14 protein-coding genes are annotated in these 16622 nt (G+C 59.7%); 2 read left to right on the top strand and 12 right to left on the bottom strand.

Annotated features, from left to right (window positions below; translation table 11 throughout):
• Window positions 1–3: 3 nt before the first annotated feature.
• The 3 genes from ADU59_RS00520 to ADU59_RS00530 are packed head-to-tail and all read right to left on the bottom strand — an operon-like array spanning window position 4 to window position 3070.
• Entirely contained in the window at window positions 4–897 is an 894-nt protein-coding gene (locus ADU59_RS00520; RefSeq protein ID WP_068950678.1) for a carbohydrate ABC transporter permease, read from the bottom strand.
• Window positions 894–1775 carry a carbohydrate ABC transporter permease gene (locus tag ADU59_RS00525; RefSeq protein WP_083198069.1) on the bottom strand — a complete coding sequence of 294 codons (882 nt, stop codon included), beginning with the start codon at window positions 1773–1775 and terminating at the stop codon, window positions 894–896. The genes ADU59_RS00520 and ADU59_RS00525 overlap by 4 nt, the downstream gene beginning before the upstream one ends.
• A gap of 50 nt (window positions 1776–1825) precedes the next feature.
• Entirely contained in the window at window positions 1826–3070 is a 1245-nt protein-coding gene (locus tag ADU59_RS00530) for an ABC transporter substrate-binding protein (protein ID WP_068950681.1), read from the bottom strand.
• Between the two features lie 206 nt (window positions 3071–3276).
• Here ADU59_RS00530 and ADU59_RS00535 point away from each other — a divergent pair, with 206 nt between their 5' ends.
• Window positions 3277–4371, top strand: a complete 1095-nt coding sequence (locus ADU59_RS00535; protein WP_244506321.1) for a LacI family DNA-binding transcriptional regulator — start codon at window positions 3277–3279, stop codon at window positions 4369–4371.
• A gap of 250 nt (window positions 4372–4621) precedes the next feature.
• Here the strand turns inward: ADU59_RS00535 and ADU59_RS00540 are convergent, their stop codons facing one another.
• The 9 genes from ADU59_RS00540 to mhpD all read right to left on the bottom strand — a co-directional run bounded on the left by ADU59_RS00540 (window position 4622) and on the right by mhpD (window position 15556).
• The gene (locus ADU59_RS00540) at window positions 4622–5338 is read right to left on the bottom strand and encodes an ABC transporter ATP-binding protein (RefSeq protein ID WP_068950683.1); all 717 of its coding nucleotides are present in this window, start codon (window positions 5336–5338) and stop codon (window positions 4622–4624) included.
• On the bottom strand, window positions 5335–7110 hold the full coding sequence (locus ADU59_RS00545; protein ID WP_083198063.1) for a branched-chain amino acid ABC transporter ATP-binding protein/permease: 1776 nt from the start codon (window positions 7108–7110) through the stop codon (window positions 5335–5337). The genes ADU59_RS00540 and ADU59_RS00545 overlap by 4 nt, the downstream gene beginning before the upstream one ends.
• Entirely contained in the window at window positions 7107–8144 is a 1038-nt protein-coding gene (locus ADU59_RS00550; RefSeq protein WP_068950686.1) for a branched-chain amino acid ABC transporter permease, read from the bottom strand. Before ADU59_RS00550 ends, ADU59_RS00545 begins: the two co-directional genes overlap by 4 nt.
• 100 nt (window positions 8145–8244) lie before the next feature.
• Window positions 8245–9390 (bottom strand): ABC transporter substrate-binding protein, encoded by a 1146-nt coding sequence (locus ADU59_RS00555; protein ID WP_244506322.1) that lies wholly within the window; start codon window positions 9388–9390, stop codon window positions 8245–8247.
• Window positions 9391–9425: 35 nt separating this feature from the next.
• Window positions 9426–11222: an FAD-dependent oxidoreductase gene (locus ADU59_RS00560; protein WP_068950688.1), complete on the bottom strand. Its 1797-nt coding sequence runs from the start codon at window positions 11220–11222 to the stop codon at window positions 9426–9428.
• Between the two features lie 11 nt (window positions 11223–11233).
• Entirely contained in the window at window positions 11234–12604 is a 1371-nt protein-coding gene (locus ADU59_RS00565; RefSeq protein WP_068950690.1) for an MFS transporter, read from the bottom strand.
• Between the two features lie 59 nt (window positions 12605–12663).
• Window positions 12664–13698, bottom strand: coding sequence for a 4-hydroxy-2-oxovalerate aldolase (gene dmpG, locus ADU59_RS00570; RefSeq protein ID WP_068950692.1), 1035 nt, complete (start codon window positions 13696–13698; stop codon window positions 12664–12666).
• Window positions 13698–14639, bottom strand: a complete 942-nt coding sequence (locus tag ADU59_RS00575; protein ID WP_068950694.1) for an acetaldehyde dehydrogenase (acetylating) — start codon at window positions 14637–14639, stop codon at window positions 13698–13700. Before ADU59_RS00575 ends, dmpG begins: the two co-directional genes overlap by 1 nt.
• 116 nt (window positions 14640–14755) lie before the next feature.
• Window positions 14756–15556, bottom strand: a complete 801-nt coding sequence (gene mhpD, locus ADU59_RS00580) for a 2-keto-4-pentenoate hydratase (RefSeq protein WP_162843339.1) — start codon at window positions 15554–15556, stop codon at window positions 14756–14758.
• Window positions 15557–15795: 239 nt separating this feature from the next.
• Between mhpD and ADU59_RS00585 the strand changes: the two genes are divergently transcribed.
• Window positions 15796–16581 (top strand): DNA-binding transcriptional regulator, encoded by a 786-nt coding sequence (locus ADU59_RS00585; protein ID WP_068950698.1) that lies wholly within the window; start codon window positions 15796–15798, stop codon window positions 16579–16581.
• The last annotated feature ends 41 nt before the right edge of the window (window positions 16582–16622 follow it).

A 16622-nucleotide genomic window follows, 5' to 3' on the forward strand; every position in this document is an offset into this window, starting at 1 on the left:
GAATTAGCCTTTGACTGCGCCGCCTACGATGCCGCGGACAAACCACTTTCCAGAAAGCAGGTAGATAGAAAGAGGGACGAGTGCGGTCAGCAACGTGGCCGCCATCTCCATGTTGTATTCGCGCGCGCCCATTTGCGACTGGAGGATGTTGTTGAGCTGAACGGTCATCGGTTGATTTTGCATTCCGGCAAAGACCAGTCCAAAGAGGTAATCATTCCAGACACCCGTCGCCTGCCAAATGACCGCCACGATGATGATGGGTGGCGAGAGCGGCAGGATGATCTGGAAGAAGATCCGAAAATAGCCCGCACCATCGACCCGCGCCGCCTTTATCAGTTCGGGCGGCAGGCTGGCATAATAGTTGCGGAACATCAGTGTCGTGATCGGCATCCCGAAAATCACGTGAATGAGGATGACGCCGACGATGTTGCCGTAGAGGCCCAGGCTGGCAAAGATGCTGACCATGGGAAAAATGAAAACCTGATAAGGGATGAAGATCGCAACGACGAGGATGCCGAAAATCAGGTTCATTCCCGGAAATCGCCAGAAGCTCAGGGTATAGCCTGTGATCGCGCCGACGGAGCACGACAGGATGACAGCCGGAATGGTGATCTTGACCGAGTTCCAGAAGCCGGCGCTGATGCCCTCGCATACGGAGCCGGTGCACGCTGTTGACCAGGCCGCAATCCACGCAGCGAACGATGGCGCGATGGGCCAGGAAAGGCCGTTGCCCGCCCGGATTTCCGGCATGCCCTTGAGCGAGGTTGCTACCATCAGGTAGATCGGAATTAGAAAGAAAAGCGCCGACATGAAAAGGAAGGCGTATATCCCGACGCGATGAATCGGAAAGGCAGGCTTTCGTGTGATTTGAGTGGATGAAGTTCGGGAGGCGGTCATGCGTCAACTCCCTTGCCGCGCCGGCGCTGCCACGACTGCCAATAGAGGTAGGGGGCGGCAATACAGACAACCGTGATCAGCATCATCGTCGCGCCGGACGCTGCGAGCCCTATATTGGAGCGTTCGAAAAGGTTCTCCATGACGAACTTCGCCGGCACCTCGGTGGCAGTCCCCGGGCCACCGCCGGTCATGGCGATCACTAGATCGTAATTCTTAACGACGCCAGCTCCCAGAAGTACGACACTGGTCGCAACCGAAGGGCCGAGCATGGGAAGAACTACACTGAGGTAGGTCCTCCAACGCGGTATCCCATCGACGCGTGTCGCCTTCCAGATATCTTCATCCACTCCCCGCAATCCGGCGAGAAGGAGAACCATCACGATCCCGGTCCCGTGCCAGATAGCTGCAAGGATTACAGCGTAAAGTGCAAAAGACCGGCTGGCGATGATACTGAACTCAAATCCCGTCCAGCCAAGATCCTGGACAAACTTTTGGAGCCCAAGCTGCGGATTGAGATACCATTGCCAGACAGAACCGGTGACAATGAAGGACAGCGCATGCGGGAACAGGAACACCGTTCTGAAAAGCGACTCGAAGCGGACGCGCTCATCGATCAGAATGGCAAGGATGTAGCCGAGAAACAGGCATCCACCTATATAAACAATCCCAAAAACTAGCATGTTCTTATAGGAGATGATCCAGCGGGCGTTGCCGAAGAGCTTCATCCAATTGGCCATCCCAACGAATTCCCAATCCGGCACGCTCTTGGAGGCAGTGAAGGAAACCGCAACCGTCCATAGCAGGCCTCCGACGAAGACGATCAGTACCAGTGCGATAACAGGTGCCATTGTCAGTTTGGGCGCAAGACTACGGGACACGCGCGGCTCCTCCTGAGAAAAGTGTACGAAACGGTCGGCAAACGTGCCTGTCAATCGTTGAGAACGATGTCTGCGAAGCGCTCCTGAGCTTGGGATGCCGTCATCTCTGGCGTGTCCATGAACTCGATGAGCATATCCATCACGTCTCCGACGGCTGGAGGGGTAAGAAACGTTCTGTCGTTCCCGACGACCCTCTTGGGATCGTTGAAGGCTGCGTAGGAGGCCTTCGCACAGCCATTAAACGGAGAGATATCCACGTCCTTACGAGGCGGGATGGATCCCTTGATCATCGAAAATTTCTGCTGCGTGTCCGGCTCGACAAGCACCTTCGCCAACAGTTTCTGGCCAGCCGTCCTCTTCGGATCCGTCTGCTTGGGGAACGCAAAGTAATCGGCGTGGATGATCATCGCATTGCCCGCCAGGACGCATCCGTAATCCGTATCGAGCTTCAGGCCCGCCGCGTTGAAGGTCCCGATCGCCCAATCTCCGAGTACGTCGAAGGCTGCTTGGCCAGAAATCAGCAGGTCAAGCGTCGGGTTCCACGTGCGTCCGGAGTAGCCTGCGTCGGCATAATCTCTGACACGTTTGAAGCGCTCGAGGGCGGTTTTGACGCCATCTCCGCGAATGACGCTTTCATCTTTTTTCTGCCAAAGCGCGTTCCATTGTTCCGTCCCGATCGCGTCGATCAAAAAAGCATCGAAGAGGAAACGCAATTGCGAGGTTGTTCCCGAAAGCGCGAACGGAATTTTTCCCGCAGCCTTCACCTTGTCCATTGCCGCAAAAAAATCGTCGCCCATCGTCTTCGGCACAGTTGCGCCGACTTCGGCAAGGACCTTCTTGTTGTACCACAGGAAATTTGGCGTATGGACGGCAACCGGGACCAAATAGGTGCGCCCGTCCCGAGCCATTGCATCCAGGATCGGCTGAGGCATGACGTCCCGCCAATGGTTCGCCTCCGAGACGTCATCGATATTGGCAAGCATGCCTTTGTCGACCAGGTCAAAGTGATCCTGCGATGTCGAAAACTGCGCAGCGCTTGGAGGATCGCCGGCAAGGATGCGGTTGATCGTTGTTTTCACCGGCCCGGTGGAGCCTGCGATGGCCACGCTTTGCCATTTGCCGCCCGCCGCCGCGAATGCGGCACTTAGAACGTCAACCTGAGGCTTCTCGCCGGCCGTGACCCAGGCAATGACAACGTCAGCCGGCAGATCCTCGGCGCTGCCACTGGTGGCAGAGAGCGATACTGTCGTGATGATTGAAGCGATGAATGCTGCAGACGTAAGGGTACGATTCATAGCAGGCTCCTCCCAGAACCGAATTGATCGCGAATTTTCTCAGGCACGAAGGCGTCGACGGCCAGAATTCCCTCTCCCAAGCCGCATGTGACGTGCGATACGGATATTATTATCGTTAATATTCGTATGTTAACGTTATTATTTGTTGCGTACCGCTGTGTCAAGCAGGTAGTAACAATTTATTCCGCTGGCTTTAGGGGCGGTGCTTGACAGGCTACGCCGTTACAGTGTTGGCCATTACCTTTATTGACGATGCCAAGAGTATGCTCATGAACCGACCTCGCCCTCGCCTCAAAGACATCGCGGCCTCAACAGGATTCTCGACGAACACTGTATCTCTTGCTTTGCGCGGTAGTCCGCTCGTGACGGATGAGACACGGCAACTGATTGAGGAAGCTGCAGCGAAGGTGAATTACCAGCCAAACGAAATCGCCAAATCCCTCGTTCAGCGACAGTCGCGGAGCATTGGACTTGTGCTGACCAACATCACAAATCCGATCCTCACTCATACTGCCCAGGCAATTGAAACAATGCTTTCGAAAAGGGGATACTCGACGCTCTTTGCGACATCGGATAATAACGTAGAGAATGAGATTCAAGCGCTTGATGCGCTTCAGGGACGGCGGGTGGATGGAATCCTTATCTTTCCAGCGGACCATCACCGACTGGCCCATATCGAGCGATTAAACAATTTCCATCTGCCTACCGTACTTCTCGCTTCTGCGCCTGGCGCTACGCTTGATGTTGTCAGCGTAAAGGAACGGCAGGGTGCCCGTGACGCGACAATTCATCTTATTCAACTCGGCCACACAAGAATTGGCATTATTGACAGTGGCCATTGGATGGGAAATGCGCAAAAGCTTCAAGGTTATCTCGACGCATTGGCTCAGGCTGGCATTGCAAGCGACGAGGCCTTGATTATCAAGAAATCTGGTTACTCGCCAAATCTTGGCCGGGAGGCTATGGACGAACTCATGGCTGCCAAGGACCAGCCCACCGCCATCTTCGCTTCCAATGATGCATTTGCGTTCGGGGTGCTGGATTGGTGTCGAATGCATGGCCTTGCCGTGCCCGAAGATCTCTCCGTGATCGGTTTCGATAATATCGAATTTTCTGCCTACGCGGCGACACCCTTAACGACTGTAGGTTACGACCCCAAAGAACTCGCTGGTCTCGCTGTCGAGCGACTTCTCTATCTGATTGAACAGGGTGACGCGCAAACTGCACCACTTTTTCAGCAAATCGACCTAGAGATTGTCCTGAGAAAAAGTACAGGGCCGAGGCGGGAGAACCAATCGTAGGAAAAGGATCGCAACAGCGGGTGGCTCGACTCCGCCGGCGGGGCTTAGCGCCTGTGAACGTCGCACTGGGCTGTCTATACTGCTGGTGGGACACGGCCTTGCAATCAATTGCACGCAGCCACCAGGCGAATGCACAGGATCCTATCTCCGGATCGAGGCGAGGGTTTAATTTCGTACGGTAGCCTTCCATCATTAAAAAATCTGGCGCTTCGAGCGTGCGCCGGACGTGCCGCGCGCGAGCGCGTCTCTGCTAGTGCCCACCCATATAAATCGCTTCGATCCGAGGGTTTGCTGAGACTTCCGCGCCTGTTCCTTCAAGGATGAACCGCCCATTCTCCATGACGTAAGCAGTATCAGCGATTTTGAGGGCTGCCCGAGCGTTCTGCTCCACCAGGAGGATCGAGACGCCGGCTTCCTTGAGCCTCACGACAATGTTGAGGATCTCGCGGACAATGAGCGGTGCGAGGCCCAGACTGGGTTCGTCCAGTAGCAGTACCTTTGGGTGGGACATCAGTGCGCGACCCATGGCTAGCATCTGCCGCTCTCCCCCAGAGAGCGTTCCGGCTCCCTGCTTGCGTCGCTCCTTCAATCTCGGGAAGTCGGCGTAAATCCCTTCGATGGTAGATGCGGAACGACCCCGCTGCGTGTAGCCACCTAACAGAAGGTTCTCTTCGACCGTCATGCTAGAAAAGAGTTCCCGACGCTCGGGGATCAGCACCAGCCCCTTCCCCACACGCTCTTCGACCGGATACTTGTCTAGTGGCTGCCCGAAAAGACTGGCCTTACCTTCGAGGTTTAGAACTCCTGTGATGGCGTTCAGGAGCGTCGACTTACCCGCGCCGTTTGCTCCGATGATCGTGGTTATCTGCCCCTTGGCCAGCACGAGGGAAACATCCGTGACTGCGGGCACCAGACCATATCGGACGGTGGCATTTTCGACCTGCAATGCCAAAGGGGTTGTGCTCATTCCTCTACCCCCAGATAGGCGGCCAGGACGGCCGGATCGCTTCGGATTACTTCAGGACGGCCCTCTGAGAGCTTTGTACCGAAATTCAGCACGATGAGATGGTCGGTCAGTTCCATCACGAACTGCATGTCATGTTCGACAATCAAGATCGTAACCCCCTCATCTGCCAGCGAGCGAAGCAAGTTGCGCAGCGACTGTTTCTCCTGGTGCCGAAGACCTGCGGCAGGTTCGTCGAGCAGCAGCAGAACCGGGTCCATGCATAGTGCTCGTGCAATCTCCACGACACGCATCTGGCCAAGGGCAAGCGAGCCCGTCGGCTGATGCGCGGTCTCGGCCAGGCCGACCCGTACGAGGGCGTTCATCGCTTCATTCCTGATCTTTGCCTCCTCCTGTCCATTGAGCCGCAGCATGCTGCGAAGCGGCCCCGCCGAGCTGCGAAGATGTGCGCCAACTGCAACGTTCTCCAGGACGGACATGTCATCGACCAGCTTCACGTGCTGAAAGGTGCGGGCGATGCGCCTGGATGCGATGGCGCGGGAGCTGAGATCTCCAATGTCCTGGCCGAGGAATTCGACCCGACCGCTGGTCGGACGCGCGATTCCGGTGATCAGGTTGAATGTCGTGCTCTTGCCCGCGCCATTCGGCCCAATCAGCCCGACAATGCTTCCAGCCTCGACATCGAAGTCGATCTTGTTCACCGCGATCAATCCGCCATATCGCTTCTCCAACGCGCGAACCTTTAAAAGAGTCCCCTCGCTTATCGGCTTCGTGGAAACGCCAAGAGCGGCGGCCGACGTGATTGCCCGGTGAACCTTCGGAAAAAACCGAGATAGCCGGCCTATAACGAATGGCCACACGCCATCGGGCGAACGTATCAGGAGGACGACCAGGATCATGCCAAAGACAATTATGTGATAGTTCCCGGTGCTGCCGAAGATCAGCGGCATCAAGTCTTGGAGATAGTTTCGCACGACGATCACCACTGCCGCACCGAAGATCGCACCGAACACGTTGCCGGCGCCGCCGATGACGGCCATGAGCAGATACTCGATCCCTGCATTGAGGCCGAAGGGCGAAGAGCTGACGGCGCGCTGGAACAGCGCATAGAGCCAGCCTGACAGCCCCGCGAGAACACCCGCGTAGACGAAGATGAAGAGCTTGAGGCGGGCTGTACTTGCGCCGAATGCCTCAATACCCGTTCTTCCGGTCCTCAGGGATCGGATCACCCTTCCCGGGCGAGAGTCGAGGAGATTGAGAGTAAGGATGACAACGAGTGCGACCGCAATCCAAATGACTGGGTAGAAGTGCCTGGGTTCGACCAGCGACAGCGATCCGATCGAGAGCGGTGGGATTCCCGATAGGCCTCCATAGCCCCCCAGCATGGAAGACGCGCCGAAGAAATAGTAGATGGCGAGTCCCCACGCGATGGTTCCGAGTGGCAGGAAGTGTCCTGACAGCCTGATTGTCATTAGCCCCAATACGAGTGAGACCAGCCCGCTCAGCACGAGTGCTACGGGCAAGGCAGTCCAAGCCGACCAGCCATAGGTCAGGCAGAGGACCGCAGTCGTATACGATCCTACTCCCATCAGGGCGGCCTGGCCGAAGGACGTCATTCCACCGACCCCCGTCAGAACGACGAGACCGATGGCGACCAACGAGGCCATGCCGACATAGCACGCCAGCACGACGATGGATTCTGAAGAGGCCAGGGCCGGAACAAATAACGTGGCGGCTGTAAGCAGCAGCGCGGCCAAACGAGAAGTGGGGGTCATTGATCGTGATCCTCTTCTGCGGTGAGCAGCGACCGAAGCAATAAGGCCGGGACGATGAGCCCGAACGTGATCACTTCCTTGTACTGGCTTGCCGTGAACGATGCGAAGGACTCCAGAATTCCGACGCCAACTGCAGCCAACGCTGTAACAGGGAAACTTGCGAGTGCACCGATAACGGCCGCGACAAATCCCTTGAGTGCGATCGTGAAGCCGGTGTCGTAGTAGATCGTTGTGATTGGACCGATCAGGATCCCGCAGAGTGCTCCGATAAAACCCGCGAGGATGAAGGCCATCTGGCCTGCAAGTGCGGGAGGTATCCCAACAAGCTGCGCTCCCAGGCGATTGACTGCCGTGGCTCGCAGCGCGGTTCCCCGGAACGTCTTTCCAAAGAACATCCGCAACAAGAACATAACAAGCAGCGCGACCCCCAGGATCGTGGTCTGCTGCGCACTGATTCGCAGCGACCCAAGGCTTGCCGCGCCGACGGCAAGCGGTGGCGCGCGGAGACCATCCGCCCCGAAAAACACAAGTCCGAGCCCGAGAAGCGCCATGTGGACGCCCATGGAAATGATCAGCAACACCAGCACGCTGGAGTTGGCTACTGGCTGGAAGACGATCGTGTAGAGATAACTGGTCAGCGGCACGACGATCAGAAATGTCAGACATATATCCACGGCTAGTGGCAGCGGCAGAGGTGCCAGCCAGAACGTACAGAGCGCAAGCAACGCCGGGTACGCAAAATAGACCAGGATGAGCCGCAGCGCTGTCGCACGTCCGAGATGGTTTCGCCGGCGATAGCAGCCAATCGCTCCGGCGACGACGCCCGAAAGAAGCGTTAGCCAGATGACCTGGGGCGTTTGGTCTGCCTGAAGTGCGATGAACGTCAGCGCACCGTAGGCGACGAATTCGCCGAGGAACACGGCAATGACACGGGTCAAGGTGAAGATCAGCACCAGCGCCACGCCGACCAAGGCATAGATCGCGCCGCTGATCAGTCCATCCTGTATCAGGAAAAGGGCAATATCGAAGTCCATCTCGTCTCCGGACGACCGGGTTTCTCACCCTGGTCAGAGGGCATCAGAATGCAGGTGTAGAGATGGCGGGAGAGTTGATCGGCCTCCCGCCAGCCGCGCCCTACTTGGCAATTTTCCAGGCACCGTTCTGCACGACAGCCATCACGCGGCTGGCGTCGCTGCTGGAGAGGTCGTGGATTTTTGCGGAACCGCTGTAGCTACCGTGGACACCCGGCACGCCGTTGAGGTTCTCGATCGCTGTCCTGAGCGCGGCCCGGAACTCGGGCGTTCCCGGTTCGGAGCCGGATTTCAGGGCGGTCGATGCCGCTGCCGCGATGATGAGGCCCGAGTCGATCAGATATCCCCCGAACGGAGAGACTGATCCTGCGCCGAAGGCCGCCTCGTACTGGGTCGTGTACTTCAGGGCGGGTGCCTTGGCGGAATTGGAATCATCGAGCTGGGAAGCCACAACGATCGGACCGACCGGAAGAAGAGTGCCGTTGGCCGCGGCTCCTCCTACCTTCAGGAAGGCCGGGCTGGCTGATCCGTGGGTGTGATAGATCGCTCCCCCATAACCGCGGTCGGCAAGCGCCAGGTTGGGACCGGCAGCAGGAGCACCGGAGGCGACGACGAGCACAGCGTCCGGTCTCGCGGAAGCGACCTTGAGTGCCTGGGCCGCAACGCTGGTGTCGTTGCGGGCGAACCGCTCGACTGGCCCGACCGTGATCCCCGCTGCCTTGAGCAACGGGCTGATGGCATTGAGCCAGAGGTCACCGTAGGCGTCGCTGTAGCCGATGAAGCCCACGGTCTTTACGCCACGCGTCTTCATGTGCTCGACGATCGCCTTCGCCATGAGACTGACTGGCTGCGGCACCACGAAGGTCCATTTGAACTGCTCGTCCTTGGTGCCCACCGGGCCGATCGCGAGAAACGGGGTCCCCGTCTCGGCCGCCACGGCAGCCAGTGCCGCGGCCACGGGAGTGGCCGCTCCGCCAATGAGAACGTCGGCCTTCTGCTCGGCAAGGCACTTGCGCGCATTCTGCGTGGCAGCGCCGGGGTCAGTCGCATCGTCGAGGACGATGTACTTCACAGCCTTGCCGTCGATCTCCTTCGGCAGGAACTGCACGGAGGACTGCTGCGGTGCCCCGAGAGCGGATGCAGGCCCGGTGATCGACAGCAGTGCGCAGACGGAAACATCCGCATGGGCAATTGCCGTGGATCCAAGCAGGATTCCAGCGGATAGCAGTGATTTTGTTATCGTCATCATCTTCTCCTCCTAAGGGGCCTCCTCCGGCCCGGTTGTTAAGCCGCCGCGCCTGATGAGCGTGCGTCGTCTGTCATCTTAAATTTCGCCCGACCAAGCACGGCATCCAGTGCGTCGGCGAGCTGGGTCTCCGCATCGCGCTGGATCGAAACCGCTTCCTTTCGTCTCCATGCAATCACGCCGTCCGGGCGAACGAGCAGCGCGCCGCCTTCGTCGATCTCCCTCAGGCGGGCCCAGTAGAAATATGGATCGGTATATCGGCCGATCCCTATCCGCACGCAGCGCAGGAACGGAAGGTCGAGGGACGCGACGGCCTGCTCCCAGGCAAATCCTGCGATCCCGGTCACGAGAGTGAAGCAGCCGTGCCCAATGACGTCGAGCGTCGAGATGCGCCTGCCGTCCGGACCGACAAGCCAGGCATGCGGGATCTTGGCTCCCGGGCGCGAGCTCGGCTGGTGATAGAGCTGCCTGTCCCTCGACCAGGTTTCCGGCTCGGTCTCCCCAATGATGCCATCGGATTCATACCGCTGATTCATCTCGGTTCCTTCGGCGTTAAACTCGTAGTTCTTCAGCTCGAGCGCTTCGGCCATCTTTCGACGCGTCTCCACCCCTTGCTCGTCGGCCGCGAAGAAGCCTTCGAGAAAGTGCTCGAGCGTCCCGGAAAAGCCCGACGGTTTGCCATAGAAAGCCGTCCTCATCGGCGCGTAGTCGAGGCGGGACTGGTTGGCGCGTTCCACGATCTGGCGGCCGACAGGTGCGCGCTCGTCACCGTAGGACGAAAGGTGGTCGAGGCTCGCATATCCCTTGATGACGTAGGCGAGCTTCCAGGCGAGATTGAAGCCGTCCTGGACCGACGTGTTCAGACCCAGCCCGCTCGACGGCGGGTGACGATGGACGGCATCGCCGCCGCAGAAGACCCGACCACGGGAGTATTCGAGCGCGTACTGCTGGTTCACGTACCAGGGCGAGATCGACAGGATTTCGCATTCGAGGCCAGGATCGCCGACGAGGCTCCGAATCTTCTCGAGAGCGTTCTCCCTGCTGGTGTCCGGGTCGCCCTTGGACATGTCGAAGCCCCATCCGGCGATCCACTCGGTCCACGGCTTGACCGCACGCAGAAGTCCCATTCCGATCTCGCCGAAGCCTGCTTCCGGATTGACGATCCAGTGGAGGATGCTCGGCCGATGAGCGACATATTTCGAGAGGTCGGCCTTAAACTGGACATAGAGCGTGCCAGCTCGCGCGAGAACTCCTTCGAACGGCAGTCCGATATCGGCAGCAACTTGGGATCTTGCACCGTCGGCACCGACGAGGAAGCGCACCCGCTGCTCGTAGTCCTGCCCGGAAATGTGATTGCGAAGCCGGACGGTCACGCCACCCTCGTCCTGCTCGTGACTAAGATATTCAGTGTTGAACGACATCTGAGCGCCGCTGCGGGCGGCCGCATTGACGAGGATCGGCTCCATGACGGGTTGCGGTACATCGAGCATAGGACACGGACTTGCCTCGATGTAGTCGCCAAAGCGGAGGTCACCCGTGCCCCATGTCTGAAGTCTGGCGATCTCGGGACCGGCGAAGCTCGTGGTGAACAGGGTGTCGCCCATCTTGTCCCAGGCGGTGGCCTGCTGCTTGAGCTCTTCCTCGATCCCCAGGCTCCGTAGTACTTCAACCGTTCGCTGGTTCGTGATGTGCGCCCGCGGCGTGTTGGCCAGCCAGTTCCACCTGCTGATCGCATGGACGCGGACTCCATATTTCGCGAGAGCCAGCGCAGTGGTCGCGCCCATCGGCCCCGTGCCGACAACAAGAACATCGGTGTCAAATTCACGCTGTGTCATCTGTTGGTATCCTAAGCTTTCACGTGCCCGAGCTGGCCGGATTTCACGGCGGCCTGACTCGAAGACTTGGACGGATGGTTGGAGGCGGCGTCCTGCAGGGCGGCCTTCCTCCTGCCCCATGGCCCGGGAACGAGCATGAGGGCGACGATCGAGATGATCGACACGCCGAGCATGTAAACGAACAGCGGCAGGGTCGATTGGTATGAAGCGTAGAGGGCGCTGGCTATCAGTGGAGCGAACGCCGATCCCAGGATCTGCGACAGCGTGTAGCCGATCGAGGTGCCCGAATAGCGGACTTGAGGACTGAAGATCATCGAGAACAGAGATCCCGTTGCACCTCCGGCGGGGGACATTGCAAGTCCGAAGACCAGCACGAGGGCGAAGGTGAAGTAGAGTGCGTCGCCCGTGTTGATCAGCCACAATGCTGGCCCGATCGAGAGCGCCATTGCTGCAGCGCCGATCATGTAGGTCGTCTTGCGTCCGATCCGGTCGGACAACGCGCCGAAGGCCGGATAGAGCACGGTTGCGACGACGGCTGCCGCCAGCACGGCTTCGAGGGCTTCGCCACGCGGGATCTTCATGACGCTGGTGCCGTATGAGACGAAGTAGGACATGGAGATGTAGGCGAAGACACCCTGGCTGAGGTAGATGCCGGCGACGAGCAGGATCTCCCGCGGATGCGTCCGGAGCGCCTTGATCGCCGGGATCTTCACGGCCTGCTTGTGCTGCCTGACCTTCTCGAAGGCGGGGCTCTCGTCGACCTTCATGCGGATGATCAGACCGACCAGCACGAGAAGAGCGCTGACGAGGAACGGAAGCCGCCATCCCCAGCTATAGAACTGTTCGTCGGGCATACCCGCCACGAGCATGAAAGCGAAGGTGGCAAGGCCGGTGCCCGCTGGCGCACCCATCTGCGGAAACGCTCCGAAGAAGCCCTTCTTTCCCTTTGGCGCGTGCTCGACCGCCATCAGCACGGCTCCACCCCATTCGCCCCCGACACAGAAGCCCTGTATCAGCCGGAGCAAGGTCAGGAGGACCGGGGCGGCAATCCCTATAGAGGCATACGATGGGAGCAGTCCCATCAGGACGGTCGAAAGCCCCATCCCGACCAACGATATGACCAGCATCTTCTTCCGGCCTGTGCGGTCGCCAAAATGGCCGAACACCACGCCACCGACGGGGCGCGCGAAGAAGCCCACTCCGAATGTCGCGAATGCGAGCAGCGTCCCCATGAGAGGCGACGCGTCGGGGAAGAAGATCTTGGGGAAGACGAGCGCGGCGGCTGTCCCGTAGATGAAGAAGTCATAGTATTCCACACTCGTTCCGATGAAGCTCGCCAACGCGACCTTGGCGGGCGAGCCCGGACGTTTTTCCTGAATCATTCGTATTCCTCCCGAATGAAGTGCCAGACGGATTTCCGCCGTCCGGCAAAACCTTGACGCTACACCTGTTGTGCGGTCCTCGCCGCGAGGTCGAGCGCGACGTCGACGATCATGTCCTCCTGGCCTCCGACCATCCGGCGGCGGCCCAGTTCGATGAGTATCTCGCGGGTATCCACGCCGTATTGGCGTGACGCGTTCTCGGCATGTCGCAGGAAGCTCGAATAGACTCCGGCGTATCCAAGCGACAGGCTCTCGCGGTCAACCCGGACCGGGCGGTCCTGCAGTGGGCGGACCAGATCGTCTGCCGCATCCATCAGCCTGTAGAGATCGCAGCCGGTCTCGACGCCCTTGCGGTTGAGCACTGCGATCAGCGCTTCCAGAGGTGCGTTTCCGGCCCCTGCCCCCATGCCAGCCAGGGAGGCGTCCACCCGGACGGCTCCGGCCTCGATCCCGGCGACGGCGTTCGCCACCCCCATGGTGAGGTTGTGATGGGTGTGTACACCGATCTCGGTTTCCGGTTGGAGCGCGTCACGAAGCGCCTTGACGCGCAGCGTGTACTGCTCCGGTAGAAGGGCACCCGCCGAGTCTGTGACATAGACGCATTCCGCGCCATAGCTCTCCATCAGCTTGCCCTGTTCGACGAGCTTCTCCGGCTCCGCCATGTGCGACATCATCAAGAACCCGACGGTGTCCATGCCCAGTGCGCGGGCGGCCTCGATGTGCTGGCGGGACACGTCGGCTTCGGTGCAATGCGTGGCGATGCGCACGGATCTCGCTCCCGCGACATAGGCTTCCTTGAGGTCATGCACCGTTCCGATGCCGGGAATAAGAAGGACCGTCACTACCGAATGCGTGCAGACCTCGCTCACGGCAGCGATCCATTCGATGTCGCTGTGGAGACCGAAGCCGTAGTTAAACGTGGATCCCGAAAGACCATCGCCGTGGGTAATCTCGATGGCGTCGACCTTGGCGGCATCGAGAGCCCGTGCGATGCCCTGGGCCTTCTCGATCGTGTACTGGTGACGGATCGAATGCATGCCGTCGCGAAGCGTGACATCCTGGACGTAGAGCTTGGTCGGGGTTTCGCGGGCCATTATGCGACCTCCTTCGAGAGGGTCTCGGCGGCCCAGTGGTCGGCCGTCATGAGCGCTGCGGATGTCATGATGTCGAGGTTTCCTGCGTAGGCCGGAAGGTAATGGGCAGCACCTTCGACCTCGAGGAAGACCGTCGTCTTGAGACCTGAGACCGGACCGATTCCCGGAACCATCACGGGAGCATTGTCGCCAATGACCTCGAACTGGACCTTCTGCTTCAGGCGATAGCCCGGGACGTAGCCCTGGACCGTCTTCACCATGTCGAGGATCGATGCCTCGATCGCGTTTCGATCTCCCCCCTGCGACAGCACGAAGACCGTGTCACGCATGATGACTGGAGGTTCGGCGGGGTTGAGGATGATGATCGCCTTGCCGCGTTCGGCACCGCCCAAGGTCTCGATCGCCTTCGAGGTGGTTTCCGTGAATTCGTCGATGTTGGCGCGCGTGCCTGGCCCGGCGGACAGCGACGAGATTGACGCAACAATCTCGCCGTACACGACCCGGTCGGAGGCGCGCTTGACCGCATAGACCATTGGGATCGTCGCTTGGCCGCCGCAGGTGACCATATTAACATTCGGTTCGTTCAGATTCGCATGACCGTTGATGCTTGGGATGGTGAATGGCCCGATGGCCGCCGGGGTCAGATCGATGACCTTCTTACCGTCCTTCTGAAGGAGCGCGTTGTTCGATACATGAGCCTTCGCCGAGGTCGCGTCGAACACCACCTGGATGTCCTTGTATTCGGGCATGCGGAGCAGGCCTTCGATGCCTTCGTGCGTCACGGGCACGCCAAGCCGCTGTGCCCGCGCGAGGCCGTCCGAAGCCGGATCGATACCGACCATGGCGCCCATCTCGATATTTTTCGACGTGCGCATCACCTTGATCATCAGGTCGGAGCCAATGTTGCCCGAGCCGATGATGGCGCATTTCACCTTTGTCATGTCTTCGATCCTCCGTTCACCATCGCGTCCCGCAGAATTGCAGGCGCGGCGGTCCGTTCGCAGTCACGTCACCGGACGGCGTTCTTTCCCACTTGCTGTTGGTTCCGGCTGGCGGACTAGTTGTCTTCCTTGCCGAACGTGGCGCGGACGACGCCGAGCCCTTCGATCGACGCCTCGAAGCGGTCTCCTGGATTGACCGCGACCATCGGGCCCAGCGCTCCGGTCATGACCAGATCGCCCGCCGCGAGTGGAGTGCCAAGCTTGGCCATCTTTCTGGCGAGCCAGAGAGCCGCGTTCAGCGGATGCCCGAGGCAAGCAGCCCCTTCGCCCGTGGAGACGACCTCGTCGCCGCGCTTCATCGACATCTTGGCTAGCTTGAGATCGAGACCAGCCAGTGGCGTCGGCACGCCGCCAAGGACGACCATGCTCGAGGATGCGTTGTCGGCGACCGTGTCGTTGAAGCGGATATTCCAGCCCGCGATGCGGCTGCCGACGACCTCGATGGCGGGAAGTGCGAAATCGACAGCCTGGATGAGTTCGACGAGGGTGAGATCCTCGGCAGCAAGATCCTTCTTCAGGACCAGTGCGACCTCGGCCTCGGCCTTAGGCTGCAGCAGGCGGTCGAAAGGGATCAGCTCATCGTCACCGTAGACGGTGTCAGCGAAGATCGTTCCGAAGTCAGGCTGGTCGACGCCGAGCTGGGTCTGCACTGCCTTCGACGTGAGACCGATCTTGCGTCCGATCACGCGGCGGCCATTCGCCTCCCAGTATTCGACGTTGACTTTCTGGATCGCATAAGCGGTTTCTCCATAGTCGTCGGGCATGCGTTCGCGGATCGCCGGGATGGGCTGGCGTTCCTGTTCGGCCTGCCTGAGTTCGGTCGCCAGGGTCTCGATCAGATCTGCAGATGTCATCATTCCTCCGATGCCCCGGGGGCGCCGCTGAACAAGCATGCGGATCGACCGGACGTGCCCGCTGTCGGGCGAAGCTGCGTATGTTCATGAACTGCTGTGAAACGTCGGGCCTCCCAGACCGAACCGATGACCTCCTCGTCTCACGGTGTGCGGCAATCTATAAACGCCATTGCCAAACTGACAATTCTCATGTCAATTCGGTGCACTGCGTGCACACATCTGATTTGTTGGAGCAGAAGAATATGGACGAGAGCCCATACAAGATGGTGCAAGGGCTGTCTCGCGGCCTGTCGGTTCTGCGCGCGCTCAACCAGGCCGAAGGCGGCTGGGCAAGCGTGCGCGAGTTGTCCCAGGCCACCGGGTTGCATCGGACAACGGTGCGCCGTCTCCTGGAGACATTGCAGAACGAAGGCGTGCTTCGACGTTCAGCGTCCGATGACAGCTATCGGCTGACGCATGACGTGCGGGGACTGAGCGATGGCTTCCGGGAGGAGGAATGGATCTCGGAGGTTGCGTCCCCCGTGCTCGGCGAGCTCCTGGTAAAGGTGGTGTGGCCATCGGATTTCGCCACCCTCGATGGCATCGACATGCGGGTGCGGGAATCGACTCACCGCTTCTCGCCGCTATCGTTCCACAAGGTGACGGTGCGCCGGAGACTGCCTCTGGTCACGACGGCAGCCGGGCGTGCCTATCTGGCATTCTGCAAGGACGACGAGCGCGAGGATCTGGTCGGCCGCCTCGCCGCCCTCCCCGATTCTCCGATTCACGGCCCTGGCAGGCAGGCCCTCATGAAGCTGCTGGATCAGCATCGCGAAGCTGGACATGCTTACAATAATGGCGAGTGGGCGACCGAACAGCGGATCCTTGCTCTCGCAGTTCCGGTGATGCAGGAGGGCAACGTGGCGGGATGCATCAACATCGTGATGCTTCGATCCGCACTCTCGCTGTCCGAGGCACGGAAGCGGTATCTCGCGCCGCTGCATGCAGCGGCAACCAAGATTGAAGAATACCTGACCGCACCGCGCTGAAAAGGGGGCCGTTTCCAGCCCCCTCCCCGCGGTCGAAATAG

It is taken from the genome of Pararhizobium polonicum (genome assembly GCF_001687365.1).
GTDB classification, from domain to species: Bacteria; Pseudomonadota; Alphaproteobacteria; order Rhizobiales; family Rhizobiaceae; genus Pararhizobium; species Pararhizobium polonicum.